This is a genomic window from Candidatus Paceibacterota bacterium, assembly GCA_035452965.1.
Lineage (GTDB): Bacteria > Verrucomicrobiota > Verrucomicrobiia > Limisphaerales > UBA8199 > UBA8199.
Genome location: DAOTCE010000004.1, coordinates 155,995 through 182,082 on the forward strand (window position 1 = coordinate 155,995; position 26,088 = coordinate 182,082).

Annotated in this window: 27 protein-coding genes, 1 tRNA gene and 1 pseudogene; 19 read left to right on the forward strand and 10 right to left on the reverse strand. The window is 58.9% G+C overall.

What is annotated here, in order from left to right:
- Window positions 1-82: 82 nt before the first annotated feature.
- From P5205_05690 to P5205_05705, 4 genes are all read left to right on the forward strand, one after another.
- Complete coding sequence (locus tag P5205_05690; protein HSA09847.1) at window positions 83-1,474, forward strand: alpha-amylase family glycosyl hydrolase; 1,392 nt, start codon at window positions 83-85, stop codon at window positions 1,472-1,474.
- A gap of 379 nt (window positions 1,475-1,853) precedes the next feature.
- A complete protein-coding gene (msrB, locus tag P5205_05695; protein ID HSA09848.1) occupies window positions 1,854-2,351 on the forward strand; it encodes a peptide-methionine (R)-S-oxide reductase MsrB in 498 nt (165 codons plus the stop codon).
- Window positions 2,352-2,433: 82 nt separating this feature from the next.
- Complete coding sequence (locus tag P5205_05700; GenBank protein HSA09849.1) at window positions 2,434-2,739, forward strand: antibiotic biosynthesis monooxygenase; 306 nt, start codon at window positions 2,434-2,436, stop codon at window positions 2,737-2,739.
- 27 nt (window positions 2,740-2,766) lie between these two features.
- Window positions 2,767-3,921 (forward strand): iron-containing alcohol dehydrogenase, encoded by a 1,155-nt coding sequence (locus P5205_05705; GenBank protein HSA09850.1) that lies wholly within the window; start codon window positions 2,767-2,769, stop codon window positions 3,919-3,921.
- A 51-nt stretch (window positions 3,922-3,972) separates the two neighbouring features.
- Here the strand turns inward: P5205_05705 and P5205_05710 are convergent, their stop codons facing one another.
- Entirely contained in the window at window positions 3,973-4,314 is a 342-nt protein-coding gene (locus tag P5205_05710; protein HSA09851.1) for a DUF4870 domain-containing protein, read from the reverse strand.
- A gap of 747 nt (window positions 4,315-5,061) precedes the next feature.
- On the opposite strand from P5205_05710, the pseudogene rpiB reads away from it, so the two are divergent.
- From rpiB to P5205_05760, 10 genes and pseudogenes are all read left to right on the forward strand, one after another.
- Window positions 5,062-5,490: pseudogene (rpiB, locus tag P5205_05715) on the forward strand (ribose 5-phosphate isomerase B).
- Between the two features lie 177 nt (window positions 5,491-5,667).
- Window positions 5,668-6,357: a deoxyribose-phosphate aldolase gene (deoC, locus tag P5205_05720; protein HSA09852.1), complete on the forward strand. Its 690-nt coding sequence runs from the start codon at window positions 5,668-5,670 to the stop codon at window positions 6,355-6,357.
- An 8-nt stretch (window positions 6,358-6,365) separates the two neighbouring features.
- Window positions 6,366-7,001 (forward strand): hypothetical protein, encoded by a 636-nt coding sequence (locus tag P5205_05725; GenBank protein HSA09853.1) that lies wholly within the window; start codon window positions 6,366-6,368, stop codon window positions 6,999-7,001.
- Between the two features lie 53 nt (window positions 7,002-7,054).
- Entirely contained in the window at window positions 7,055-7,351 is a 297-nt protein-coding gene (locus P5205_05730) for a BMC domain-containing protein (protein ID HSA09854.1), read from the forward strand.
- A 55-nt stretch (window positions 7,352-7,406) separates the two neighbouring features.
- On the forward strand, window positions 7,407-7,697 hold the full coding sequence (locus P5205_05735) for a EutN/CcmL family microcompartment protein (protein ID HSA09855.1): 291 nt from the start codon (window positions 7,407-7,409) through the stop codon (window positions 7,695-7,697).
- A 7-nt stretch (window positions 7,698-7,704) separates the two neighbouring features.
- Window positions 7,705-9,153, forward strand: coding sequence for an aldehyde dehydrogenase EutE (locus P5205_05740; protein HSA09856.1), 1,449 nt, complete (start codon window positions 7,705-7,707; stop codon window positions 9,151-9,153).
- The gene (locus P5205_05745; protein ID HSA09857.1) at window positions 9,153-9,767 is read left to right on the forward strand and encodes a BMC domain-containing protein; all 615 of its coding nucleotides are present in this window, start codon (window positions 9,153-9,155) and stop codon (window positions 9,765-9,767) included. The genes P5205_05740 and P5205_05745 overlap by 1 nt, the downstream gene beginning before the upstream one ends.
- A complete protein-coding gene (locus P5205_05750) occupies window positions 9,767-10,039 on the forward strand; it encodes a EutN/CcmL family microcompartment protein (protein HSA09858.1) in 273 nt (90 codons plus the stop codon). Before P5205_05745 ends, P5205_05750 begins: the two co-directional genes overlap by 1 nt.
- A complete protein-coding gene (locus P5205_05755; protein HSA09859.1) occupies window positions 10,036-10,308 on the forward strand; it encodes a EutN/CcmL family microcompartment protein in 273 nt (90 codons plus the stop codon). Before P5205_05750 ends, P5205_05755 begins: the two co-directional genes overlap by 4 nt.
- A 141-nt stretch (window positions 10,309-10,449) precedes the next feature.
- A complete protein-coding gene (locus tag P5205_05760; GenBank protein ID HSA09860.1) occupies window positions 10,450-11,340 on the forward strand; it encodes a prepilin-type N-terminal cleavage/methylation domain-containing protein in 891 nt (296 codons plus the stop codon).
- A gap of 108 nt (window positions 11,341-11,448) precedes the next feature.
- Here P5205_05760 and P5205_05765 read toward each other — a convergent pair whose 3' ends face one another.
- The 6 genes from P5205_05765 to mutY form a co-directional block, all read right to left on the reverse strand.
- On the reverse strand, window positions 11,449-12,825 hold the full coding sequence (locus P5205_05765; protein HSA09861.1) for an aspartate aminotransferase family protein: 1,377 nt from the start codon (window positions 12,823-12,825) through the stop codon (window positions 11,449-11,451).
- Window positions 12,826-12,900: 75 nt separating this feature from the next.
- Window positions 12,901-13,434, reverse strand: coding sequence for a ribonuclease H-like domain-containing protein (locus P5205_05770; protein HSA09862.1), 534 nt, complete (start codon window positions 13,432-13,434; stop codon window positions 12,901-12,903).
- Between the two features lie 256 nt (window positions 13,435-13,690).
- Window positions 13,691-13,767 (reverse strand) — tRNA-Arg (locus tag P5205_05775).
- Window positions 13,768-14,228: 461 nt separating this feature from the next.
- Window positions 14,229-16,454 (reverse strand): glycosyltransferase family 39 protein, encoded by a 2,226-nt coding sequence (locus P5205_05780; GenBank protein ID HSA09863.1) that lies wholly within the window; start codon window positions 16,452-16,454, stop codon window positions 14,229-14,231.
- A gap of 284 nt (window positions 16,455-16,738) precedes the next feature.
- Window positions 16,739-17,113 carry a hotdog domain-containing protein gene (locus P5205_05785; protein HSA09864.1) on the reverse strand — a complete coding sequence of 125 codons (375 nt, stop codon included), beginning with the start codon at window positions 17,111-17,113 and terminating at the stop codon, window positions 16,739-16,741.
- Between the two features lie 128 nt (window positions 17,114-17,241).
- Complete coding sequence (gene mutY / locus P5205_05790; protein HSA09865.1) at window positions 17,242-18,459, reverse strand: A/G-specific adenine glycosylase; 1,218 nt, start codon at window positions 18,457-18,459, stop codon at window positions 17,242-17,244.
- Between the two features lie 497 nt (window positions 18,460-18,956).
- Between mutY and P5205_05795 the strand changes: the two genes are divergently transcribed.
- A complete protein-coding gene (locus tag P5205_05795) occupies window positions 18,957-19,628 on the forward strand; it encodes a hypothetical protein (protein ID HSA09866.1) in 672 nt (223 codons plus the stop codon).
- 616 nt (window positions 19,629-20,244) lie between these two features.
- Here the strand turns inward: P5205_05795 and P5205_05800 are convergent.
- Window positions 20,245-20,709: a hypothetical protein gene (locus P5205_05800; protein HSA09867.1), complete on the reverse strand. Its 465-nt coding sequence runs from the start codon at window positions 20,707-20,709 to the stop codon at window positions 20,245-20,247.
- Window positions 20,710-20,752: 43 nt separating this feature from the next.
- The gene (locus tag P5205_05805) at window positions 20,753-21,421 is read right to left on the reverse strand and encodes a hypothetical protein (protein HSA09868.1); all 669 of its coding nucleotides are present in this window, start codon (window positions 21,419-21,421) and stop codon (window positions 20,753-20,755) included.
- A 495-nt stretch (window positions 21,422-21,916) separates the two neighbouring features.
- Between P5205_05805 and P5205_05810 the strand changes: the two genes are divergently transcribed.
- The 4 genes from P5205_05810 to P5205_05825 all read left to right on the forward strand — a co-directional run bounded on the left by P5205_05810 (window position 21,917) and on the right by P5205_05825 (window position 24,521).
- On the forward strand, window positions 21,917-22,183 hold the full coding sequence (locus P5205_05810) for a hypothetical protein (protein HSA09869.1): 267 nt from the start codon (window positions 21,917-21,919) through the stop codon (window positions 22,181-22,183).
- Window positions 22,184-22,188: 5 nt separating this feature from the next.
- A complete protein-coding gene (locus P5205_05815) occupies window positions 22,189-22,542 on the forward strand; it encodes a hypothetical protein (protein ID HSA09870.1) in 354 nt (117 codons plus the stop codon).
- Window positions 22,543-22,676: 134 nt separating this feature from the next.
- Window positions 22,677-23,159: a hypothetical protein gene (locus P5205_05820; GenBank protein HSA09871.1), complete on the forward strand. Its 483-nt coding sequence runs from the start codon at window positions 22,677-22,679 to the stop codon at window positions 23,157-23,159.
- 669 nt (window positions 23,160-23,828) lie between these two features.
- Window positions 23,829-24,521, forward strand: a complete 693-nt coding sequence (locus tag P5205_05825; protein ID HSA09872.1) for a recombinase family protein — start codon at window positions 23,829-23,831, stop codon at window positions 24,519-24,521.
- On the opposite strand, the gene P5205_05830 is transcribed toward P5205_05825, so the two are convergent.
- Window positions 24,518-26,056, reverse strand: a complete 1,539-nt coding sequence (locus P5205_05830; GenBank protein HSA09873.1) for a recombinase family protein — start codon at window positions 26,054-26,056, stop codon at window positions 24,518-24,520. The two genes, P5205_05825 and P5205_05830, sit on opposite strands and share 4 nt — an antisense overlap.
- Window positions 26,057-26,088: the final 32 nt, after the last annotated feature.

Consider the following 26,088-nt stretch of genomic DNA (forward strand, 5'->3'; position numbering starts at 1 on the left):
TACTCTAGTAGATTCATTGAGTCCTTCGCACGGGGCGCGTCATAGGGCCTCGCCCGCAACACCGAAATTGCCAGCTAACATCATGAACCTGATTAAGCAAGAACTGCATCGCCTGTTTGCCGCCATCGCCATTGGCTCGCTCACGCTCAACGTCGCTGGCGCGGCGGAGACGGAATCCGCCGCACCGAGCGCCCGCAAGTCACCCGATTGGTTGCGGAGCGCGGTCGTGTACGAGGTCTTCACCCGCAACTTCTCTCCGGCCGGCGATTTCAACGGCATCACCAGCCGATTGGATGAGTTGAAGGATCTGGGCGTGGACATCCTGTGGCTCATGCCGATCAACCCGGTCGGCGAGAAGCTCAAGAAGGGCACTCTCGGCAGCCCTTACTGCGTGCGCGACTTTCATGCCATCAACCCCGCCTGCGGCACCACCAACGACTTCAAGCGACTGGTTGAGGAAGTCCACAAGCGCGACATGAAGATCATCATAGATATCGTGGCCGGTCAGACCTCCTGGGACAGCGCGCTGATGGCACATCCCGAGTATTACCTGAAGAATGAGAAAGGGCAGATCATCCCGCCCAATCCCGCCTGGACGGATGTGGCCGGGTTGAATTACGAGAACAGCGACCTGCGCCGCTACATGATTGACATGATGAAATACTGGCTGAAGAACTTCAACCTGGACGGCTTCCGCTGCGATGTGGCCTACACGGTGCCGGTGGATTTCTGGGAAACTGCCCGGGCTGAACTCGAAAAGGTCAACCCTCAGCTCATTATCATCGCGGACGCGGGCGCCCGGCCATCGCTGCTGACCAAGGCCTTCGACATGGATTACTCCTGGAACCTCTACTCGTGGCTGAAGAACGTCATGGACAGCGTATCCACCGCCGATATGTTGAGGCAGTCGTTTGAGCACACCCATCAGCAGTTCCCCAAGGGCGTGTTGCACCTCAGATTCACCGACAATCAATCCGAGACCCGCGCGACGGTGCGCTACGGCTTGCGCGGAGCGCTCGCGGCCCAGGTCCTGATGCTGACGCTCGACGGCGTGCCGCTCTTCTACAATGGCCAGGAAGTGGGCGATGCGACCGAATCCGGCGACCCGGCGATGTTTGAGAAAATGCCGGTGTTCTGGAATCCCGGCGGGCGCCCGCCGCTGCGCGACATCTACCGGGATCTTATCAAGCTTCGCAAGAAATACGCTGCCTTCTGCAACGAGGACGTTATCTGGGTCCAGAACTCGGCTCCCGGAGAAGTGGTCAGCTTCCTGCGGCGTGATGCCAAGGACGAGTTCCTTGTCTTGATCAACCTTTCCAGCCGCCGCGCGGCCGGCACGCTGGAAATGCCCAGTCAGGAAGGCTTTGGCGCGGTGAAGATCACCGGCATGCCCGAACCGCTCAACACCGCCCTTCCCGACTTCAACCTGAATGGCTACGGCTGGTACATCTTTCACCGTTCCGGTTCCAAGTAGCGGGGGAATAACACCTCAAGGGAATCTCCGGCATTGGGCATGACCGGAACCCTGCTTCAGTAACACAGAGGCAAGCCTCGGGTGCGGTTGCCGGCTACCTGGCCGGAGATTGTGGAATTCTAATGTGCCGGGTCAAGGGTTCGAGGTGTCGCCCCCCCCTGCTCAAAGGTCTCCTGCGGTAATTCGGTCCCCGATACTTGCCACTTTGGGCACGGCTTCGTCTGTGCTATTTTCCCCCATGAACATGGTGAAACCGGTAGCTGGCCTGGCCACAGCCGCCGCGCTGTCGGCGCTCCTTCTGACTGGCTGCTCGCGCGCCTCATCGCAGACCACCGCCACTACTCCCCCCAGTGGTTCACCCTCAAGCACCAATGCTGCCATGCAGAAATTCCAAAAGCCCCCCATCGCCGATCTGAAGCGGAAGCTGACACCGATGCAGTTCGCTGTCACCCAGCAGTCAGCCACCGAACCGAGCTTCCGCAACGAGTTCTGGAACAACCACCGCCCGGGTATCTACGTGGACATTGTCTCGGGCGAGCCGCTTTTCAGCTCGCTGGACAAGTTTGACTCCGGTTGCGGGTGGCCCAGCTTCTCCCGCCCGCTCGTGACCAACGCGGTCGCCGAGAGCCCGGACTATTCCCATGGCATGGTCCGCACTGAAGTGCGCTCCACCGCCGCAGATTCGCACCTCGGCCACGTCTTCAATGACGGCCCCGGTCCCACGGGCCTCCGTTACTGCATCAATTCCGCTTCCCTGCGCTTCATCCCTTTAGCGGAAATCAAGCGCGCCGGCTACGAGGCCTGCCTGGAGCCGTTCATCAAAGCCGGTCTCTACCAGCCCAATGACACCAACCAGGCTGCGCCCGCCAAAAAGTGACTTCGCGGGGGCGCGATTAGGATTGAGCCGGCCGCGGGCTTGAAGCATCATTCGGGCATCTCGGATCTAACGCCTTAACCATATGCTAGTCGTTCATGTCCATGTTCACGTGAAGCCGGAATTCGTTGAGGCTTTCAAACAGGCCAGCCTGGCCAATGCGCGGGAGAGCATCAAGGAACCGGGCATTGCGCGCTTTGATTGCGTTCAGCAGCAGGATGACCCGACGCGTTTCGTGCTGGTGGAAGCCTACCGCACCCCGCAGGCGCCCGCGGCCCATAAGGACACCGCCCATTACCAGGCCTGGCGCGATGCCGTCGCGCCCATGATGGCCGAGCCGCGCGCCAGCGTGAAATTCACAAGTCTTTTCCCGGAAGAGTCCGCCTGGTGACGCGCGGTCGGCTTGGTTCCCCCAGTCATGCGCTTTGAATTTGCCACGGCAACCCGCATCATCTGCGGTGCCGGCGCGCTGCACGACGTTGGCCCGCTCGCCCGGGATTTCGGGCCGAACGTCCTGGTTGTGACCGGCTCCGACCCGCGCCGGGCGGCTCCGGTGCTCGCGCTGTTGCGGGAGCACGGTCTGGCCAGCAGCGTCTTCTCGGTTCGCGGCGAGCCGAAGCCCGAGACTGTCCGGCAAGGTGTGGCGCTCGCGCGGGAGTTGCATTGCACCCTCATCATCGCCTTCGGCGGCGGCAGCGTAGTGGACGCCGGCAAAGCTATCGCCGCCATGCTCGCCAACTCCGGCGAGTTGCTCGACTACCTCGAAGTGATCGGGCACGGCAAGGCGCTCACCCAGCCCTCGGTCCCGTTCATCGCCATCCCCACCACCGCCGGCACGGGCTCCGAAGTCACCCGCAACGCTGTGCTTGCCTCGCCGCAGCATCGCGTGAAGGTCAGCCTGCGCAGTCCCTTCATGTTGCCGAAGGTGGCAGTCGTTGACCCGGAGCTGACCTATGACTTGCCGCCCGCCCTCACCGCCAGCACCGGCCTCGATGCTCTCACGCAGCTCATCGAGCCTTACGTCTCCTCTCGCGCCAACCCGATGACCGATGCGCTTTGCGTGGAAGGCATCCGCCGGGCGGCCCGCTCCTTGCGGACTGCCTTTGCGGATGGCCGCCACGCCGCTGCCCGGATGGATATGTGCGTGGCCAGCCTCTTCGGCGGACTGGCGCTGGCGAACGCCGGCCTCGGAGCCGTGCACGGCTTTGCCGGGCCCATTGGCGGCCAGTTCCCCGCGCCCCACGGGGCCGTCTGCGCCGCTCTGCTGCCGCACGTGATGGAAGGAAACCTGCGTGCCCTGCGCCAGCGCCTGCCGGGCGCCGGCGGTCTGCGCCGCTACGACGAGGTGGCGCGATTGCTGACCGGCAGCGCGACCGCGACTGCCGAGGCCGGCGTCGAGTGGGTCCGCAGGCTGGTCGCCGATCTGCGCATCCCCAGCCTGGGCCATTACGGCCTCACTGCCGAGCACACCGCCGAACTGGTGCCGAAAGCCTTCCAGGCCAGCAGCATGAAGGCGAACCCGATTGCCCTTACCCCGGAAGAGTTGGGCGCGATCTTGCAGCGAGCGCTCTGATCGCAAACGCAATCCCGGCTCGCGATGTCTCGCGGGCTGTTGTGCCCGGACCTACTTCACCAGTGTCAGGCTCCACGGGTAACGATAGGCTTCCCCGTTGTTGGCCTTGATGCCAGCGATAATCGCGAAGACCAGCCCGGCCAATCCGATCACCACCACCACCGGGACCAGCAGGAAGCCGATACAGACAAAGGACAGCAGGACGGCAGCAATGACGCCGACGAGCAGCGCAATCAGCACCGTGAGTTGAAAGTTCAGAGCCGCCTTGCCGTGTTCCTCCACCGAGGGGAACTCGTTCTTCTTGATCTGCCAAATCAGCAGCGGGCCCAGGACGTTGCCGAAGGGAATTGCGTAACCCGCCAGGGCACTGAGGTGGCAGAACATGTTCCACATGCGAGCCTGGCTCTCATTGCCGGACGCAGCGGACGGTGGCGTCTGGGGCGGTTGAACCGGCGGTACAGGAGGATTCTCTGGCATAGGCTTCAGGAGTTAGTTTGTTGACCTTGCGTAAACCATCGAGGATCGACTCTCGATCGAGTTCATAGCCGCGACTATAAGCCACACGAAACCGGTGTCAAGACTAAGGCGCTCTCTCCCGGCTCATTTGGTCACTACCTCATTCGGGAGCAGGCGCGCACGCCAATTCCCTGCAAAAGAGCGTCAACCCTTCTGTCTGTTCGGCACTTAATGGCTCCAGGCTGCACCGGAGAGAGTGCGCCGTTCCCCAGCTACCACCTTCCGCCAACTGTCCAAAAATTGGACAGAACAGCGCGGCGGCACCGTGTCGCACCGGCTAGACCATGGTGCAATCCCTGTGTGTATGCCATGGGGAGCGCTCCCCATGGGATACACACAGGGGCCTCGCCGGGTTCGCATCGGTATCTAACCGGGCTGTCGGGCCCAATCCAGCCTGCCTCGCCCAAGCTGAAGGATGTGCTGGTCATGACAGGAAATGCCAGCAGCGGTGCTGGTTCTGTAAGCCCAGTGCGCGACAAAATGGCAGGACCGGCGGCAGAGATATTGCCCTGCCCTTGACACCCCTTGGACGGCTGATAGAGTTGCGCACGTGAGTGAACCCAACAAGAATCGCTCCATTCAACTCGTTGCGGTGAGGGTGGTCACACCCTTCCATTCCCCAGCGTGAAAGACCTCAAGCTTGCCATCGGCGCGGATCACGGCGGGTTCGAGCTCAAAAACCAGCTCCTGGGCTGGTTGCGCGAGAAGGGTTGCTCCGTCCAGGATTGCGGCACCCACAGCAAGGAGGCCGTTGATTACCCCCGCATTGCCTATACGGTGGCGCGACTGGTAGCCGGCGGCCAGTGCGACCTGGGCATCATGATTGACGGGGCCGGCATCGGCTCCGCCATGACGGCCAACAAGGTGCGCGGGATCCGGGCGGCAGCCTGCTACAGTGTCGCCCTGGCCAGGAACAGCCGCGAGCACAATGACGCCAACGTGCTGACACTCGGGGCGGCACAGACCAGTTTCGAGCAGGCGGCGCCCATCGTGGAGATGTTCCTCACCGCCGAGTGCGTCGAGGAGCGTCACCGCAAGCGGGCGCAACTCATCAACGCCGTCCAGGAAGGCCCCATCGAGGTCGGCCCGCACCAGGCCACGCTGCTGGGCAGCGTCGGCGAGCCCCGCCCCGCCCCGGCCGAGCCGGACGTGGAGAAAGTTGCCAGGCGGGTCAAGGAGCTGCTGGCCGCGCAGGGCGCACCGGCCGCGCCCCCGCCCGTTACGCCGCCGTTGAACATCCCGCAACTCATTGACCACACCATCCTGCGCCCCGACACCACCAGGGCCGACATCGAGCAGCTTTGCCGCGAGGCGCGCCAGCACAAGTTCTATTCCGTGTGCGTAAACCCGACGTGGGTCTCGCTCGCCCGCCGGCTGCTGGACGGCTCGGGCGTGAAGGTCTGCTGCGTGGTCGGCTTCCCGCTCGGCGCGCAACCCCCGGAGAGCAAGGCCATGGAAGCCCGCGCTGCCATCCGGCACGGCGCCAAGGAAATTGACATGGTCATCAACGTCGGCGCGCTCAAGAGCGGCGACGACGCCCTGGTACTGCGCGACATTCGCTCGGTCGTCGAGGCCTGCCGCGACGGCAGCGCCAGGTGCAAGGTGATCCTCGAAACTTCCTTGCTGACCAACGAAGAAAAGGGGCGCGCCTGCGAAATCGCCGTCAAAGCCCGGGCTGATTTCGTGAAGACCTCGACTGGTTTCAGCACCGGCGGGGCGACCGTGGAGGACGTGGCTCTGATGAGCCGGATCGTGCGCGAGCACAAGCTCGGGGTAAAAGCCTCCGGGGGCATCCGCACGCTGGCCGATCTGCGCCGCATGGTGCAGGCCGGCGCCACGCGCATCGGCACCAGCAGCGGCATCAAGATCCTCCAGGAAGCCGCCGGTCAGGCCGTCACGGGTGACGCAGCCAAATATTGAAGGATAGAATCATGGCAGACCTACGCTCATACATATTTCTGGACAGCCTGCAGCCGCAGGTGGCGTCGTTCTTTGCGACCGTCTCGCAGGGCTTCCTGCCCATTGCTGGACAAGCCTCCCTCTTCGTTGAGATTTCTCCCGGCATGGAGATCAACTTCGTGACCGACGTGGCGCTCAAGTGCACCAAGGTCACGCCCGGCATGCAAATCATCGAGCGCCTCTACGGCATGCTGGAGATCCATGCGGAGTCACAGGCGGACGTGCGCTCTGCCGGCGCGGCCATCCTGGAGGCGCTCGGGCTGAAGGAGGAAGACCGCTACAAGCCGGTCATCTACAGCAACAGCATCATTCGCCAGATTGACGACCACCACACGATGCTGATCAACCGCACCCGGCACGGCAACATGATCCTGCCCGGCCAGAGCCTCTTCACGATGGAAGTGGCCCCCGCCGCCTACGCCGCGTTTGCCGCGAACGAGGCCGAGAAGACCGCCGAGATCAACATCCTCGAAATCCGCGCCTTTGGCAGCTTCGGCCGTCTCTATCTCGGCGGCGAAGAGAAGGACATTGACGTCGCGTCCAAAGCGGCCGAAGCCGCCATCAACAGCCTCACCGGCCGCCCGATGAAGGGCAGCAGCGCGTAATCCGTTTAGAACTGATCGCAACACACAACACAGACAACGTAAGGAGAACACATATGGCAGAAGCATTAGGCTTGCTCGAAACACGGTCCTTCGCCGCAATGGTGGAAGGCGCCGACGCAATGGTTAAGGCCGCCAAGGTCGAACTCGTCAGCTTTGAGAAGACCGGCGGCGGTTACGTCACGGCGGTCGTCCGCGGCGACGTCGCCGCAGTGAAGGCCGCGACCGATGCCGGCCGCCTCGCCGCCAGCCGCGTGGGCGAGATGGTCGCCGTGCACGTCATCCCTCGCCCGCACACAAACGTGGACGAAGTGCTGCCGCTGGGCCGGGGCACGAAGGCCGCCAAGAAGTAACGCCAATCTCGTCGCCGGGCCGGGCCGCGTTGGTCCGCCCCGGCAGGAGCCGTTTATGACTCTTGGGAAAGTAGTCGGCACGCTTGTCGCCACGCGCAAGGAAGCCAGCATGGACGGCCTGAAGTTCATGGTCGTCAAGACCGTGGATACGGAAGGCAAGGAAACCGGCGGCCATGTCGTCGCCGCGGACGCCGTCGGGGTCGGCCCCGGCGAAATGGTCCTCATCGCCGCCGGCAGCTCGGCCCGCCAGACCGTGGCGACGCAGAACCGCCCTTGCGACGCCGTCATCATGGCCATCGTGGATAGCTGGGAAATCGGCGGAGTGGATAAGTACAAAAAGGACTAGGTGAAGCGTGTCCGGCCTTAGCGACCAGGAAATCGAGGCTATCGCGCAGCACATCGTCGCCGATTTGACCGGGGGCGGTGGTGGAGGGGGTGCGCGCCCGGACCGGTCAGCCGGGCTGTCGCTGGCGGGCGAATTGGGCATCTTCGACGGCATTGACCAGGCGGTGCGCGCGGCCCGGGACGCCTTTGTCCAATTCGACGACATGGGCCTGCAGAAACGCAACGCCGTCATCGCCGCCATGCGGGACGCGATGCGCGAGCACGGCCAGGCGCTGGCCCGCGAAGCGCACGAGGAAACCGGGCTGGGTCGTTACGAGGACAAGATCCTCAAAAACCAGCTCGTCACGGAGAAGACCCCCGGCACGGAAGACCTGCAGCCGCAGGCCATCACCGGCGACCACGGACTCAACCTCACCGAACCTGCTCCCTACGGTGTCATTGCCGCTATCACCCCGACCACCAACCCGACCTCAACGATCATCAACAACGCCATAGGGATGATCGCAGCGGGCAACGCCGTCGTCTTCAATGTCCACCCCAACGCCCGGCGCGTCTCCTGCCACAACGTCGCGCTGCTCAACAAAGCCATCCTGGCCGCCGGCGGACCGCGCAACCTCATCACCTGCATTGCCAATCCTACTGTCGAGAGCGCGCAGGCGTTGATGAAACATCCCGGCATCCGGCTCGTGGTCGTCACGGGCGGCGGCGGCGTGGTCAAGGCGGCGATGGAGTCGGGCAAGCGCGCCATCTGCGCCGGCCCCGGCAATCCGCCGGTGGTAGTGGATGAGACGGCGGATATTGACAAAGCGGCGCGGGACATTGTCTTCGGCGCTTCCTTCGACAACAACATCATCTGCGCCGACGAAAAGGAATGCCTCGTTGTTTCGAGCGTGGCGGACAAGCTGATCCAGGGCATGATATACAACGGCGCGGCGCTGGTTTGGAAAGACCAGTTGCCGGCGCTGGAGAAGGTCATCTTCAAGAAGACCCGCGGACCGCGCAAGGAAGCCGAGATAGACCGCTCCCTCATTGGCAAGAACGCGAGCGTCATCCTCCAGAAGGCCGGCATCACCTGCGACGAATCCGTGCGGCTGGGCATCGTCGAAGTGGACCACGACCACCCGCTGCTCTGGACCGAGCAAATGATGCCGATCCTGCCGGTCACACGCGTGCGCGATGCCGACGAAGGCATTGATTTGGCCATCGCGCTGGAGCATCCGCGCCGCCACACCTTCGTCATGCACTCCGACAACCTGTCCCACCTCAGCCGCATGGCGCGCGAGTGCGACGCCAGCATCTTTGTGAAGAACGGCCCCTCGCAGGCTGGCTTGGGCTGGAAGGGCGAGGGGCCCACCTCGTTCACCATTGCCAGTCCGACCGGCGAAGGCATGACCAGCGCGCGCAGCTTCTCCCGCTGGCGCCGCTGCACGCTGGTCGGCGCATTCAGGATCGTCTAATGAGGACCTACCCGGCCATCGCGGTCATCGAGTTCAGCAGCATCGCCGACGGCATCTGCTGCACCGACGCGCTGCTGAAGAAGGCGCCCATCGCCATGATTAAGTCCGGCACCGTCAGCCGCGGCCGTTACCTCATCGTCATTGGCGGCTCGACCAGTTCGGTCGAGGAGTCGCTCAACGAGGCGCTGGAGGCCGGCCAGGCCAGCCGGCTCGATCATGCCTTCCTCCCCGACGTTCACGAACAGGTGCACAATGCCGTCCTCGGCCAGCGACAGCCGGTCATCCAGGACGCAGTGGCTATTCTGGAAACAGATACGGTCGCCGCCAATGTTCGCGCCGCCGAGCTGGCGCTCAAGGGCACCCGGGTGCGGCTGACGGAGCTGCGCCTCGCCGAATACGAGATGTCGGGCAAGGCGATCAGCCTCTTCAACGGCGAGTTGCACGAAGTCCAGGCCGCCATGGAGCTGGCTTGCGACTTCCTGCGTGGCCGGAAGGAATACATCCAGCACCGCATCATTGCCCGGCCGCACGAGACGGTGCTGCAGCAACTCGACAACGGCACCCGGTTCGCCGGGGCCAGGCCGATCGAACTTGAGGGCGAGGAGGTATCCTGATGCTGCTCGGCAAGGTCATCGGCACCCTCACGCCGTGCGCTGTATATAAGGGCCTTGAAGGCGTGCCTATGCTCTGGGTCCAACCCCTCGACAAACAAGGCAGCCCCAAAGGTGAGCCGCTCGTCGCCTGCGATTCGACCCGCGCCGCAGGCCCGGGCGAACTTATCTACTATGAAGGCGGACGCGAAGCCGCTCTGGCGCTCGATCCCTGGTTTGTCCCCGTGGATCACACCATCATCGGCATCGTGGACGACTTGCACATCCCGTCATGATCATTGGCACCGTCAGGGGGGACATCGTCTCGACCATTCATCACCCTTTCTGCACCGGCAAGAAGCTGCTGGTGGTTGAGAAGGAAGACCCGTCCGGCAAGCCCGGCGGCTACCTTATCGCGATGGACGGCGGATTCCAGGCCGGCGTCGGCGAGCGCGTGCTGGTCATTGACGAAGGCAACTCCGCCCGCCAGATCGTCGGCGACGCCAACGCCCCCGTCCGCTCGATAATTGTCGGAGTGATTGACCGCATTGACATTGCAGACTGAGGCGCAGGGGCAGGAACAGCGCCTGGGGGAGGGCTTTAGGCCAGAGGGGGCTTTATTTGCTGCCCTCCTTTGCTGGCTCCCCTCCCAAGTATGGTCTATATTAGGCCCAGTGCGTCGTTGACGCGGCGAGTGAACCCACGCATGAAGCAGGAACGGATCACGGCAAGAGGCCAGGCATTCACGCTGGTTGAATTGCTGGTGGTGATCGCCATCATCGCGATCCTCGCCGCCCTGCTGCTGCCTGCGCTGCACGTTGCCAAGGTCAAGGCCCAAGGCATCTACTGCATGAATGGCCATCGCCAGCTCTGCATGGCCTGGCGCATGTACACCGAGGACAGCAACGACATTCTGGTTTACGCCAGCACCAGCGGCTATGGCAACAACTGGCCCGACCAATACGCCTGGTCGGGCGCCCACATGGATTTTAACCCGGGCAACCGGGCCAACTGGGATCCGGAATACGACATGATGAAGCGGCCGCTTTGGCCCTACACGAAGGACGTGCGTCTGTACAAATGCCCCTCCGACCGCTCGACGATCACCGTCGGCGGGGTCGAGAAACCTCGAATCCTCACCATGTCCATGAACCTCTACGTCGGCGGATTCGCGCCCGTGCCCGGCGTGGATCCGCTGCCGGGTGGCACTGACGGCCATTGGTATTTCGCCAGGAACTACCAGGTCTATTCCAAGCTTTCCGCAATCACCGGGGTCTCCTCGCCCGCGCGCATCTTTGTCTTCCTGGACATGCGCGAGGATCGGGTCAACTGGAGCAATTTCATGGCGGATATGTCCGGCTACTCGCCCCGCAATCCGGCACTTTATGCCTTCACAAGCGATCTGCCGGGAATGTACCACCATCGGGCGTGCAGCTTTTCTTTCGCGGATGGCCACTCGGAAATCCGCAAATGGATCGACCCCCGAACGACTCCTCCGCTCGTGCCTGGGGGCGATCCTCTGGCAGTCTATTCCACGCCCTCACCGGGCAATGTGGACGTCGAATGGCTGCAGGAACGCAGCACACGCCTCAAGTAACCGCTGCTTTCCGCGCGCTCCGCAGTGCAGCAGTCGCGGCTTTCGTGCACTGGCCAGCGCGGCTTGAATCCGGCGAGAACCCGTCGTTGCCTGGCGCGCCGGGGTTCGCTACTTCAACGCGGCAACCGCTTCGTCCACGGCTTCGCCGAGCACGGCCAGGCCCTCGCACAGCGCTTCCTCGGTGATGGTCAGCGGCGGCGCGATCTTCACGGTCTGCCCCCACGCGCCCACCGGTGAGAAGAACAGCAGCCCTTTATGAAAGCAGCGCTCGACGATGCTATGCGCTAGGTCATGGTTCGGCTCCTTCTTGCCCGGTTTGGTCATCTGCAGCCCGCCGACCAGCCCCCGGCAACTGTAATGGCCAATGACCTTTCCGTGGCGCTGCTGGATCGCCCGCAAGCCCGGTTCCAGGATCTCGCCCAGCCGGGCGGCGTTGGCGGCGAGGTTTTCCGCAACGATCTTCTTCACGCTGGCAGACGCCGCGGCGCAGCAGACCGGGTTGCCGGTGTGCGTGCTGGTCATCGAGCCCGGCGCAAATTGGTCCATGATCTCCGGGCGGCCGATGACCGCCGAGAGCGGCAGAGAGCTGCTGATGCCTTTGCCGCAGCAGATCACATCGGGCGTGACCTCGTAATGCTCGAAGGCCCAGAACTTGCCGGTGCGGCCAAACCCGGCCTGGACCTCGTCGAAGATCAGCAGCGCGTTCTGTGCTTTGCACCACTGCGCGAGTTGGCGGATATATTCCACCGGAGCAAAGTCCGGCCCCACACCCTGATACGTTTCGAACATCACCCCCGCGACGTTCTCCGGCTGCAGCCCCTTCTTCGCCAGTGTGGCGAGGAACCCTTCGAAGCTCGTGTCCTCGGTCCAATAGCCATCCGGGAAAGGCACCTGCACAATCGCCGGGTCCTCGTTGACAATCCAGTTCTTCTGCCCGGGAATGCCTCCTGCCTGCTGAGCGCCCAGAGTCCGCCCGTGAAAGCCGCGCTCCGCGCCCACAATGCCGATCTTCTGGTTGCCGCCTTTGCGGATGCCGTGCGTGCGCGCCAGCTTGATGGCGCACTCGGTGGCTTCCGAGCCAGTCGTCAGCAGAAACACCTTCTCGAGACCTTTGGGCGCCACCTTGGCGAGCTGTTCGACCAGGGCGGCGCGTTCCTCGCTGGGGAAAACGTAGTTGTGCAGCAGGCCGCTGTTGACCTGGTCCAGGATGGCCTGGCGCACCTCGGGCGCGCCGTGGCCCGCGTTGGTGACGAGCACGCCGCTGCTCCAATCCAGCCAGCGGTTGCCGTATTTGTCATAGACGAAGACGTCCTCGGCCCGGTCCCACACCAGCGGCGGCTGGCCCCGCATGGACTGCGGCTCGAACTGGCGCAGCTTCTCCAGTGTCGGCACCGAATCCGGATGCGGCAACGGCGTGACAATGCGGCGATACTTGGTCTCGACCCGCGCAACGGCGCGCGGCGTAATGCTGAATTCTTTGCCCATAGATAGGACCTCAGGTGAACACGGTTAAGCGCGGAAGAAAAGGCCGAAGTGGAAATGGGAAAGCGGGATGTTCCGCTACCAGTCAACCGGCACGGTCATCTTCTTCCCGAACCGGTTGTGGTAATGCAGTTTCCGGTGTTGAACGCCGTATTCGTGCACGAGCCGGGTGAGCTTCACATCGTAGCAGCAATACTCGGCGATTTCGAGCAGCTTGCCTTCCCGATACCACTGGATGGCCTGCATCCCCTCGGCGGTCTTCTCCACGCCGAACGTGGCGGTGGCGATGGAATCCAGCGAGAGCCGGTGACGCAAGGTTTCCGCCAGCTTGACCATCATATCCAGCGTGGGCAATTGGCGCAGGTCGAACGACGTGTAGCCGTGCAGGACCTCGTAATCGAAGCGCAGGATGTTGAACCCCACCACCAGGCTGGCGTGTTGCAGGTCCGTGATGAGTTCGCTGGCCTGCTTTTCGCCGTAGATCTTGTAGCCGCCTTGCGCGGTGCTGTAAGTCACGCCCACGCTCATGCCCATGCGGTTGATGTGCTCCCAGCCGCCGACATCTTCGGCGGACTTCTGCGTTTCGAGGTCAAAATAGACAATGTTCTTCATCCGGACATCCTGTTGCAGCGGTCGGGCGAGCAAGCCGCCCAGTCACTTTACCGAGCCCCGGCGCCGAGGCAAAATGAATTCCGGCGCGGAAATGGAATTCCGCCGCCACGCGAGCTCATGGAAAGGGTGCGCCGGGAAGCTCTGGAGGTGCACGGCTGGATTTGCACGCATTGGATAGAGGGACCTGCCAACTGCGGCCACGCTCTTGCCCACGCGCTTTCGAAGGAAAAAAGCCGTTCGAAGGGTTAATGAAGGGTGGCGCGCCCGCCGCGACTCGAACGCGGGACCCTCTGCTTAGAAGGCAGATGCTCTATCCAACTGAGCTACGGGCGCAACCATTTGAACTAAGACGCTTTACGGAACCAAGAATTGGATAAATGTTACAGATCACGGGTGAACACCCTGGGCACGAAACCCCAAAGGAAAACCGCGTGGTCTGCGAACCTAATCCGCTTCACGCCATCAAGGACGTATTTCGCACGAACACGCGTTGTCGGCAAGCTCATTGTTCAGACCTCGAAACAACGCCCGCTGCCGGCTGAAAGTCCGCATCCGGACGACCTGGGGAGAGAAGCCCGTGAAGAGGCCGCGAACTTGCATTCCACAATTGACGTCACGATGGCTCTTGCTCACGGGCGCTCCACCTTCACGGAGCGATTAATCGGGAGTGCCGCAATCACTTCTCCCCCTAGGCGATCCCACAAAAACGGCCCAGGGACGACTGACGATGCGGTGGCGCGCTGCACCGGAAGGCAGCGGACCTGGCGGGACCTTGTCTCAAGCGCAGCCCCGCATTAGCGCAGATGGCGGCATTCGAAGAGATGCAGCCGGTGCAACACCCGGCTGCCCCGCTTCACCTCATAGACTCCTAAGCTGGTCACTGTTTCAAACTCACTTTCCAGCACTGCCGGTGGCGACACTAGCGGCGGGGAGGCGACAACCTCCACCTCGCGCCCGCCAAGCCAATTCCAAAACCACCCCGGCTTCAGCCGATCGCCTGCCAATCGCCGAACGAAGATGGCGTTCTGCCCTCGCCGGTTGGTGTCGTAGCGGTACTCCGGCCAGAAGTAGAACTGGTTGCCGGGCGTGGGGGAACTTCGTGGATAAACCAAAGGCGGCGAGGCTCCTCGTGCCGCAGGCAGGTAGAAACTCAACAATCCTGTCAGGCCATAATGATGGGCAATGATGAAGGCCGGTGGTCCTTCTGCTGAAAGCCTCGCGCGCGCGGCTTCGACAATCGTTGCCGCATCCTTCCAGCCTTGCACGCGCCGCAGCGGGTCCAGCGCGGCCGGCAACGGGCGCCCGGCGATCTTGCCGAACAGCCTGCTGTCATGCATGACCACGACCACCGCCAGGCCCAGCACCAGCCCGACGCCCAACCAGCGCGCCACCGCGCGCCCCCCTGCGCGCCACCGGGCGTCCCAGTACGCCACCATCAGGCAGAACATCGGCAGCACGGCGGGCGCAATCCAGTTGGGGTGGATGCCCGAATGCAGGGCGTAGGCCGCGTGCCCCAGGAACACGGGCATGCCCATGCAGAAGAAGTAGAGCCAAAGCGGCCGCTCCTTGCGCTGGCGCCAGAACGCCGCCCCCGCCCACAGCGCCGCCACAAAGAACACCGGATTCAGCAGGCCAAACTCCGCGCCGAGGAACTCTCCAAAATGCCGCAGCGTGGGCTGCCATTGCTTGTCCAGCCCGGCGTTGTCGGCCACATGGGTCACCGTGATCCAATCGTGCTGGGCGTTCCAAATGATCACCGGCACCGTGCAAGTGCAAAACAGCAGCAACGCCAGGTAGGGCCCCGGTTTGCACAGATGCGCCCGCGCCGGACGCCACAGCGCGAAGAACAACGCCCAGCACGCGATCTGGTAAACCGCACTGTACTTGCTCAGGAAATCCAGCCCCAGCGCGAGCCCGGCCAGCAGCCAGTGCCAGGTCCGTCCGCCCGGCTGCGCCGCCCGCCAGCCTACCACCATTGCCAGTGTCCAGCACAGCACCAACGGAGAATCAATCGTCATGAACACGGAGCCGACGCCGAGCAATGGCGTCGCCGTCACCGCCAGCAACAAGAGGAATCCCTGGCGCGCGCCCACTTCCCGGGCCATGAACTGCAACAGCGTCAGACCCAGAACTGCCGCAAACACCGGTGCGAAGAATCGAACACCCAGCTCCGTGTCGCCCCATAGCCCCGTCCCGGCAAACTGAATGAGCGCAATGCCCAGCGGCTTGCTGAAGTAGGATAGCGCCAGGTGCTTGGACCAAAGCCATTGGTAGGCCTCGTCTTCGCTCAGCAGGATCGTGCCGGAGGCAATATAGTTCAGCCTGAACAGAAGCAGTCCTGCGATCAGCAGCCAGCCCAGCCGCAGCCATTGCCGGTCAGCCGCCGCCGCGGTCGTGGATGCGGGAATGTCTATGGGCGGCGCGTCCGGATTGGCCAGGGACGGCAATCTTGCCCACCAAAGCGGAAACCATCGGCGTCCAAGCCAGCTCCAGAGCGTGGTCGCCAGCCAGACCGCCGCCAAGCCCGCACCGGCTCCCAACACCGCACCCACCAGCACGTCTCCCGGGTAATGCACGCCGTTGTAAACGCGCGAAAATGCAACCAACGCACCCACAGCCGCCACCGGCAGCCACCGCCGCCGGTAGAAAACAAACACCACCGCTGTCGCGGCAAACCAGTTGGCAGCGTGCGCCGAGGGCAGGCTGCCGCGACTGGACGAGCGAAGCAGTGCGCGGGTCTCCGGCAGGGCCAAGCCCGGACGAGGACGCCCGATGGCGTCACGAATCACATTGCAGACAAAACCGTCAGCCAGGCTAAGCGCAAGAGCCAGCATCAACACAAAGATGCGCCCCCGGCGGCCTCCTTTCCAAATGAGCAGCAGCCCCGCCGCCAGCAGAAGCGGTATGAAGAAGGCATGACCCGCCAGCAGCGGCATCAACCCGTCAAACGCCGGGTTCGCCAGCGACTGATTCATGACACGAAAAAGCGCCGTGTCGGTTGTTTCCAGCCAGGAAATCATACTTAGAGGCTCGCAGCTTGGCGGATTATGATGCCGCAGTGCAACTGTTTACGCGCACAGCTTCAACCACGGGACAAAGCGCGCTGATCAAACGACAGGAGGAAATGCTCACCTTCTCGCAGCGAGGCCCTTGAACGGCTACGAACTTAACTCACATCGCAATCACACGGAAACGGGTGATGGTATAGCCGCCTATCCGGTTCGAAGGCCAAGCAACGCCCCGACTCCAGAGCGATTGGGTTTAACAAAGCAGACAAAGGCGTGTCTCGGAAAGCCCCACCGCGTCATAGCGGCACGGCGTGGCCGGGTTCGTCAACGGCCACATAGACCACTTCCGCCTGCGTCACCCGCACCGTCTCATGCGGCGGTTGGCGGCGCCGAGCCTCCACCGTCACGCGAACAGTCAGGGACGTATTGCCAAACTTCACGGCCTCGGTATAAAAGCTCACCAGGTCTCCCACAAAGACCGGGGCGATGAATTTGACCTCGTGCATGGCCACTGTCACCAGCGTCTTCTTCGTATGCTGGAGCGCCTCCACCGCCCCGGCCTGGTCAATGTAACTCAGGATGATACCCCCAAAGATCGTCCCCATCGGGTTCGTGTCCCGTGGCATCATCACGACCCGAATGGCGGGCTGCAGTTTGCCTGGCTCGTTCATCTGCGAAGTATGCCCCTGGGAGCGGTCGTTGGCCAGCCCATGGTGTGATGGAAACGCGCCATTATCGCCGGATTCCACACTGCATGTTCAGCGCCCAGCGGGCGGGCGCAAGGTCGCCACCCGAAAACTCAACTGATCCCCCGGCTTTTACGCTCCAGGCACTGCAGGATTCGCCGGTGGGCGCTGGCGAATGCCAGCCGCTTCAGCCGGTCGCGACCCACCCATTGGCCACCGGCCGCCCCGGTCCACGCAGAGCGAGGGGCCGTGACCCAATACGCTTCCAGGGTGACGCGATAGCGGGTGATGGAATGCTTGATCACGTCCAAACGTTCGAGCTTTCCCGGTCGCACTCCCAAGACGCTGCGGGCCGCGCCCGGCAGAGCGGAATCCCCGGATGCCACTTCCAGGTTGGGAAACTCCCACAGGCGTGCGTTGACCACACCTGCGGGCCTTTGGCGAACGAGGAAGCGATCGTCCTGCTGAACCACGAACGCCGCGAAACGGCGTGGTGTGGCACGGACGCGGCGGCGGCCTTCGGGCAGTTGATCAACCCGGCCCTGCCGATAGGCAACACACTGTTTCACAAGCGGACAGCAGCCGCACCGGGGTTGCCGGGGCGCGCAGATCAGCGCCCCCAGTTCCATCAGGGACTGGTTGAACCGTGAGCACGCCCGCCGCTCCGTGGTCCTGGCGGCAGCACACACCAGCTTCTCCGCAAGCTGCCACAGACGCGCGTTGGTCTTCTGCGCGCGGGGATTGCCAGTGATCCCGTATAATCGTGCCAGGACGCGAACCACGTTGCCATCCAGGATCGGCTTCGGCTGGTTGAACGCGATGCTGCATATGGCCCCGGCGGTGTAGCGGCCAATGCCCGGCAGCGCCAGCAGGTTGTCGTAGTCTCGCGGAAACACCCCACCAAGTTGCTGGCGAATGATCCGCGCGGCCCGTTGCAGGTTGCGAACGCGGGAATAGTAACCCAGTCCCTCCCAGAGCTTGTGGAGCCTCTGCGGCCGGGCCTTTGCCAGGGCCTCGAGATTCGGGAGAGCGCGCATCCACCGCTCCCAGTAGGGCTGGACTGTCCTGACCTGCGTCTGCTGAAGCATAATTTCGGACACATATACACAGTACGGGTCTTTGCAATACGGTTCCCGTCTCCAAGGTAAATCTCTGGCATTCCTTGCGTACCACGGCAGCAGGGCCGAAACTACAGCGTTAATCTTGTTCAATTCTGGCGAATCTTGGGTTGCGCCTATAAAAAAGTCAAAAAGTTGCGTGGCGGGGTGTCGCCAAGCTCGCCAGCAAGTCAAAACCTGGCTTGACCGCCAAACCGCATAGAAAAGAATCACGTCCAGAGGCAACAAGCGCACCCGCAAGCCAAGCTAGAGCGCAACACAGCCCTATCACCGCACGATTGCCGCCAGTCCAGACAATTAGACTTACTTCCTTGTACGACGTGTTTTTCCTCTAAGTTTGGAGGGGATACGGACAAGCAATCCCGTTTCGGGCAGGTCTGGTGCAAGCAGTTCATGGACTCCAAGCCCGTATGCTTTGGCCAGTTTCTCCACCGTGGAAAGTCGCAGGTCAATCCGCTTCCCTATTTCAATCAGTTGGTAGTACTTGTAGGCCACCCCTGAAAGCTCGCTGAATTGCTCCTGAGTGAGAGAATGCCGTTTCCGCAGTTCTCTCAGGCGCACAACCAACAGCTTGCCCGTTGTGGACTTTGGCACCCTGCCAGCGTAGTCGTGGCCACATAATGCCAACACCCAAGGACTGATAGTGTTTTAGGCTTGTCACCGTTGTCAAAATATGCTGAAATTAGCTTTGGAATGACACAATAATACTTATGAAGCCAATTACGTATTTACATGGCTTATTTACGGCGGTTTTAGCAGTTGTGGCGGTGAATCTGTTCTTACCACAGGCGCAAGCGTATGACTTTCAATACGGTTTTGTGGATGTGTTTTCCCCGAACGCCTTGGACCATGTTGTGGAGCAGGTCAATATTCAAAGGCGTTCCGAAATGCCCGACCCGCAAAATGGCATTTCGTATTGGCATCCCATCGCCAACGGGACAGAAGCGAAACTGACGTTACAGTTCACGTTCCCACGGCCCACAACGGAGGTTTACTTGCATTCAGGTATTGGAGCTTGGAATTTCGGTGGAGGAAATTTTGGGAGTGGCTCCCTGTGGGCTTCCAAGAATGGAAGCGATTGGGTTCTTCTTTTGGATGTGCCAACTCCGTCCTATGAGGCAGGTGTTCATTTTGACCAGAACCTTCCTGACTCGCTGATAGGTGAATCAGAGATTTGGATTCAAGCACGGCTGAATACCTCGGGCCAGAACTTTATGGCGCAATTCGCTCGGCAAGACACCAGATACTACAACTACAATGTGTTCGAGCTTGACGCGAATCTCGTCACTGTTCCCGAACCATCGGCTGCTCTGCTCACGCTTGGCGGTCTTGCTCTGCTTGCGTTGCGCGGATTACGCCAGTCTAGCCCGACAAGGGTTTGATGGGTGGAAGTGGTGGTAAACCATCCTTGGCAACCTTATCCAGCTCAGCATCGGCTCTCTGTAAGGTTAGATGGCTACATCTGATAGTATTGTTGTAGTCCACCAGATTGTAATGGCCCATTTCAGTAAACAGCCGACTACCTTTACGGTTACAAACCAGTCTCAGGTTGTTTCGTGAGGCTCTATCCCTCACGCATTTTATGCTTATTACCATAACACAACTCTAGAATGCTATTGGCACAATGTCAAGCGTGAAAGGACGGGCCTTACCAATGACACTTAACCACGTTACCCTAAAGAGTTAATTATCCCTCTGACCGCCCGTGCGATTTTGGATGAAGAAATCGCAAGAACACTTGCATTGAAGCTTTAAGTCATTCCACACTAAACAAAAACCCTATGAAAAGACTGAATCACCAGACTGTGGAAGGTCCGAAAGGCGAAAAAATAACCGTAAGCTGGATGCCCAATAACCGAGTGCGACTGACCTTTAGGAATTGCGGTAAGGTGGTGGTTTCCAAAGTATTCCCCGCAAAGCTGACCAACATTGAAGTAAGCTACGGAGAATAGAAACCCCCGCCAATGGCGGCGCGAAACTCAAAAGAGAAAGCTAAGGCTAGACTTTCTTCCAAAGCTTGGAGGTTCCCTCTCGCCGCACAGTGACTTGCTTCGCTTTCAGTAAGTCCCCTAGTCGCTTTCCGATGGTCACAGCCGACAGCTTGAAGTGCTTTTCAACGTCGCTGGTTTTCCGCTCGGCAGAAAGATAACCAAGAATCTGTTCGTCTGCTACCCTTGGCGTGCGCTGCCGTTGCTTGCGCGGCTTTTGGCCCCCGCCCTGTTGTAGTCCAAGAGCGTCAAGGAGCTTGGCAAACTCGGCTTCTGAGTAAACCCCCTCGCGAGCGTTTTCAGGAATAGCCGCGAACACCTTTGCGGCTTCCGCAAGCGATTCTGCTAACTGAGCTTTGACCTTTTGTAACAATTCAGACTTTCGCTTAAGAAAGTCCGCTTCAAGTTGCTGTTTCTTTGCCTCAAAGTCTTTTTGAGCCGATTCTAACAGGGCTGCGGTGTTTGCAATAGTCATGCAATCACTTTAGCAAAGTGCCCCCCCTCAGTCAACACGCACTTTAATAAACGTTGTCCACAAGGCGCGGGTTAGTAACTCGCTTCCGCTCAAGGGCTGTTGCCTCGCGCAGTCGCCTTGCAAGTGGCGGGTCCATACGCTCAAGATATTCCTGCGTTTTAGGATTGAAAAGCACCATGAAGTTTACAGGCGCACGGGGGACCTTGATGCATCCTAATAACTTGTAGAGCTTAACTAACTTTGCACAAGGCATTGTGTCGCTTTGTGCCTCGCCAAGAATGCTAAAGACTGGCGTTTTCAGCAGGCCAAACAGGGTTGCGCTAACTTGCTCAATAAAGAACCTTCGCAATGCAAAAAAGTTCCCTCGATACTCTGGTTCGATATAAAGCATCATTACCAAAACATCAAAGCCCCCTCTGCAATTGGTCAGAACAAAATCAAAGTAAGCGTGCCCATCATTGGACTTTAGGCGATACTTTGTAAATGTTTCTCGGTGGCCTGTAACAGCGTTATGCAAAGTAAGCTCACCCGTGGCCCGACTAAGGCGCAAACCAGTTTCTTTCCGTGCAATCGTGTTTATCACGTCCAAATCAAAGGCTGTTTTGTCTGGCCAGTCTTCAACAAAGGCCCCTAGCTTGCTAGAGTCGAGTCGCGACTGCGAAGCAAAGGCATGGTGTCGGGCAATATCGCTTAGGATTTGCGTAAGGTTCATTTTACCAAAACGTTAAGTACTAATATAATATGTATGTAGGGGCGCAGGACTTTCCCAAGCACATGTCTTTAGCTAGTGGGGTTCCGCTCGAAGTCAACCTAGCGCAGTCACGCTTAAAACTTCTACCAAGTCCAAACATGTTCCAGACTTGGCTGGCGTCCAATCGCAAAGCATTTTGACGCCCGAAACTCTCAGGTTCACTCGAAACAATAAGCGAGCCTGAGTTGTGCCATGCAATAGGGGCACACTCCTAACGGCACGTTTGGGCAGCTTAATCTGTCATGGCGAGCCATGCTTACGAGAGTCTGCCAGCTAAAGTCCTGAAAACCGTTCCCCGTGCCACTAACTAGCCCGATTTATCGTAGTCGGGCCAACGTCTAGCGCATGTCCGCAACCGCTAGAGGGTCCATTGTATGTTACACGGGGCTGTAACAACTTTCCAAAAAAAGTGAACGGTCACAGTTCACACTCTCAAAAAGGCGTGTAATACCTAATGTGAAGACAAATAGAAGGCTGACAGGGCGGGACCAATGGCGAACAGCGGGTGCGCTGGCCCGTTTCATTCAAGAGCGCGAGCAATTTACAAGTGAGGAATTTTATCAATATGCGCGTGCGCGGGGCCTGACACTTAAATCAGTTTCAAAGGTCATCGGCAACATGCTCAAGGGCTTTAGCAGTGCGGGGGTCATCGCGAAAACAAACCGCTTCAAGCCCAGCGAAAGAAACTCCGCGCCAATGGTGGTATGGCAAACGGCAAAGTAAGCTTTATGAAAAAGACAAGAACAAGACCTCTGAGTGAACCAATGCACGCCCCGTTAGGCATGACCTTTTATCCCCGTGTGCCCCAAGCTCAATGTGACGCTGCATTTCTAAAGAGTTTGCCTGTAAGGGGCGAAGCTGAGAGCAACGAACCCCTTGCACAGTTTATGAGCGTGACAAAGGCCCTAATGTCAATGCGTAGTTTTACGATGCAAGATGCCATCGTCTTAATGCGCCCCTTTGACATAGACCCCTCAGAAAGCCGCCGACTGTTTGAGAAATGGGCAGAAAAAATGGTGAGCTTGTGTAAGCTTGAAATGCTGGAAGGCGTGTACGATGACCCGATTTTCGTGGTGAACTAATTTTATGAGCAATAAATACAACCCGTACTCAACTCAGTTGTTTAAGTTGGAAGTGATACACGATGCCAGCGAGCATGGCCCAATTGTCCAAGACACTCGCGACACTCTGCACGGCAAGAAGACAGTGCCCGAGGATGAAAGCAGAGAGACTGACGAAAGCGAAAGAGATTAACATGGATAGCATTTGGGCAAACTACTTACGCCAAGCCCTGGCGCGTTCAGGGCTGAACGGGCGACAGGTAAGCGCCATTATGGCAAAGTACTCAAATCTTTGCGCCCGTACAACCGCGGAAGCGGCATTTACAGAAACGCTTGACAGCTACGGCTCCGAAGATGTGCCGACAGCCGTTAATAAAATCAAAACCGAACTAGAGCGGCTAAACCAGCAAAAGTTAGACGTTAATCCAGTGACGAGATTACGCAAAACAATCGAACGGTTTAATAAGAACGTGGATAAGTGCTCCGTGGAAGTATCGGGCATTGATGAACGTCGCTGGGCCGAGCACAAAAGGCGCATTAAGTTGAAGCTGCCAGAGTTCGCCAAAGAAAAGACCTTCACCGCGCTTGGTAACTTTCAGGGCAGGACGGCGAAACTAGAGTTGTCTGTGATACTCTAGCGGGTGCAACGCTCGCGAGATAGCACACACTGATGGGTGTGTGCGGAAACAGTCAAGGGTATGTGTTTGCCCTGATTGCGACAGGTTCATTGCTTTTCGCACTTGTCGGGGAGGGCTTGGTTCTCATAGCGCCAAGTCCTCCTTTTCTCTTTAGCTCTCAAAGCGCGTAGGGAATAACATTACCTTACATAAAGTAAGATTCACCCCCGCTTGACAAAGAGAGGGCCGTAAGTTAGCATTAAACACACTAGTTTACAAAGGGGCTCGAAAAGCACTTAGTAAAGCAGTTGACAAGGGACAGGTTAGCCTTTTGAACTAGTTTTGAGTCCTTTCTAAAGTAGGCAAAGGCAGTAAATACAAGGGTTTAGTAATTCACAAAGGAAAAGCCTTGGTTTAACCGCTATTGAGCGGGAGAAATAAAATACCCCCACCCCTTTTTGGCTAAGTAATGGCCCATAACTTTCCATGAACTAAGCTATAGGTTCCACTTGCTTCTATAAGTGGCCTTGGCACCTGGTCTTTGTCTTTGAGTCAATAAATAAACTTTAATAAAGCAGTTTTTGTGAATACTCTCTGGCATAGTGTTTGCTTTACCAAAGCCTTACTTTCTCATAACTATTCCAACAGTTAGGTTTGACAAGGTTGGCCCTTTAGGTATAGTCTTACCCCATGCTGAGAATACTAATCGGATACGTGCGGGTAAGCACAACTCGCCAAGGTGTTGACGGCTACGGGGCCACGGCGCAACGGGAAGCCATTGAACGGTATGCCAAGCAAGACCCTGATTCTACGCTCCTACAGGTCTTCTGTGAGGCTGAAAGCGGCAGGCTAAACGACAGGCCCCAGTTGCGGGAAGCAATCAAACTGGCCAAAGCCAAAGGGGCCAAGCTCGTGATTGCCAAACTGGACAGGCTAAGCCGCAATGCGGCTTTCCTTATGTCTCTGCAAGACAGCAACTTAGACTTTGTGGCGTTAGATTGTCCTTCTGCTGACCGCTTTACTATTGGCGTGTTGGCTTTGGTTGCCGAACGGGAAAGGCAGCTTATCAGCCAACGCACCAAAGCGGCTCTAGCTGTCGCCAGAGAGCGCGGGGCTAAGATTGGCAACCCAAGGCTGGCCGATGCCAGAAAGACCGCTGTACAGGCCGTGCAGGCTCAGAAACGGGCATTCTGTGAGACGGCAATCAAATCAATACGGGAAGTCCAAAGCACGGGTATCACTTCACTAAACCGCATTGCGGATTGCCTCACGAAACGGGGCGAGCGCACGTCACGGGGCGGGGCGTGGACAGCCACGAGCGTTAAACGGGTCTTGGTCGCGCATTCCCTTATTTGGCCCGAAAGTGTTCAAATTCACGCCTAAGCGGCTTTAAGCTCTGCCCTGTAAGGGAAAACCTCTACCTCATCCCAATACGCCATTTCAAACCCGTCACCATTCAAAGCAATTTGTATGCTATCGGTACACTCCTTAAAGTGAACGGTATAGGCATCAGCCTTTACCACTATTTTGGCCAAGTGACGGCGCATGAGATTACGCAACCTCAGCCTGAATGGGTTATTCTTCAAAGCTCCCGACATCTGAGTCATTATCTCTTTGTAATCCTGCCTTACGTCTGTTTTTGAAAACGCTTCCGCTTTGGCGGTCTCGTATTCCTTTTCGATTTGCTTTCTGTCTAATTCCAATTGTGCTAAACGCGCAACCAGGGCAGGGCTGTCAGTCTTCACGATGGCATCTGTAACCCTGTCAATACTCGCCTGTACTTCGACAAGTTTGCCCCGAATAGCTTCTGAGGTGTCTTCTATCTCAGGTTCAGAAGCAAAGATAAGCTTGGCAAAGTTTGCCATGTTGAGGATATGCAAAAAGCTATCGTTGAACTTGTCAAAGGGGGTAAACTCATAGTTACATTTCCCTACTTTGGAATTTGAGCAGACAAGAAAAGTATAGTGCTTCGGGTCTTCCCCTCTACCTTTGCATGAGTACTTCACCATACTCGCCCCGCACTTCCAACACTTACAGATACCACCATATATGTTTATCTCTTTGGCCCCAGTCTTGCCCCTAAAGTTCTGATTCTGCTTTCGCCGTGCAATGGCTTTGTAATACTGTTCTTCTGATACAACGGCAGGGTAGTAGTTTGGCTGTGGGGGTGAAACTGTTTCGCACGTTCCTATTACTGCGGGATTCTGTAACAGCCTGTGAATGAATACGGGACGCCACGCCTTAGACTTTGTGAATGGTTTGACCTTTCGCCTGTATAGCTCTTTAATCAGGGAGTAAACGCCAAGCCCACCATTGTATAACGCAAAGATTAGCCTAACTGCGTTGGCGTGCGGCACAATCAGCGAGTACTTGCTGCCGTTATGGGCAAGCCAGCTAGGGCAAGCAAACTTTGAGAACTCGCCCCGCTTTACCTTTTCGTGCTTCTGAATCCAAGACTGTTTGACGCGTACAGACTTGGTTTCGGATTCATTGTTGCCACGGGTTAGGTAGATGATACTTATCATCAAATCGGTAGGGTTTTCTGTGATGGATTGCTCAGAGTACCATTTACCGTCCATCGTGGTCACAATCTCGACACCCTTCTTAATAATGGAAGTAAACAAGTGAAGGGCATCTAGTATCTTTGCACGGCTTAACCTGTCCAAGTTTTCAACGATTAAGACAGTCTGCTTAGGAATCTTCCCTGCTTCGACTAGCCTAAGGAAACGTCCAAGGGCAGACTCATCGGAAAGGTTTTTACCTGTCCAAGCTGACACGCCCAAATCCTCCAGTCGGTCCAACAGTTCAAGGTTGTGTTCTCTGCAAAACCGCTCCGTTGCCTCAATCTGGCGACGATATGAATCCGTGCGGCTCTGCTGCTTAGAACTGAACCTTAAGTACGAAATTGCCGTTTTCATGCCCCTGATTGTGGCAGATTAGACCGTATCTG